General features: G+C 60.5%; 1 protein-coding gene. It reads left to right on the top strand.

Features of this window, described 5'->3' with window-relative positions; translation table 11 throughout:
* Positions 1-158: 158 nt before the first annotated feature.
* The coding region (locus tag ILT44_RS30525) for an alpha/beta fold hydrolase (protein WP_204243359.1) at positions 159-922 on the top strand (764 nt) is incomplete at its 3' end.

The raw sequence follows: 922 nt of genomic DNA, 5'->3' as shown, positions 1-922 counted from the left end.
TGACCCGGAGCGGTCGTTTCGGCAGCTGCGCAAGGCCCTTCATGCACCTTGAGGCAGGTTGGAGGGCTATCCGCTTCCGACAGCGATGCCATGCCACAAGCCTGTCAAACTATCCCCTTAAGCTTAGCCTTGCGTTCTGCTGACACAAGGAGACGACGATGAGCACGATCACAACTCGAGATGGCACGCAGATTTTCTACAAGGACTGGGGCTCACGCGACGCGCAGTCGATCGTCTTCCATCACGGCTGGCCACTCAGTGCCGACGACTGGGACAGCCAGATGCAGTTCTTTTTCGATAAGGGCTTCCGGGTGATCGCGCACGACCGCCGCGGCCATGGGCGCTCCACACAGACTGCAACAGGCAATGAGATGGACACCTATGCGGCGGATGTCGGCGAACTGATCACAGCCCTTGATCTGAAACATGCCATCCATGTCGGTCATTCCACCGGTGGTGGCGAGGTCGCACATTACGTCGCCCGGGCGGAGCCGGGCCGGGTTGCCAAGGCCGTGTTGATCGGGGCCGTGCCGCCGGTGATGGTCAGGTCGGACAAGAACCCTGGCGGCTTGCCTATCGAGGTGTTCGACGGCTTCCGAGCCCAACTCGCGGCCAACCGTGCCCAGTTCTACAGAGATGTCGCTGCCGGTCCCTTTTATGGCTTCAACCGTCCCGGTGCGCAGGTCTCTGAGGGGATCATCGACAACTGGTGGCGCCAGGGGATGATGGGTGGCATCAAGCCTCAACACGATTGCATCAAGGCCTTCTCTGAGACTGACTTTACCGAGGACCTCACGCGAATCGAGGTGCCCGTTCTGATCATGCATGGGAGTGATGACCAGATCGTCCCGATTGCCGACTCGGCCCTGCTCGCGGCCAAGCTCGTCAGGAACGGCACGCTCAAGGTGTATGAGGGTCTTCC

The sequence above is a fragment of the Microvirga arvi genome (genome assembly GCF_016892765.1).
Lineage (GTDB): Bacteria > Pseudomonadota > Alphaproteobacteria > Rhizobiales > Beijerinckiaceae > Microvirga > Microvirga arvi.
The sequence above is the reverse complement of the archived record's forward strand: the minus strand, read 5'-3'. Positions and strand labels throughout refer to the sequence as shown.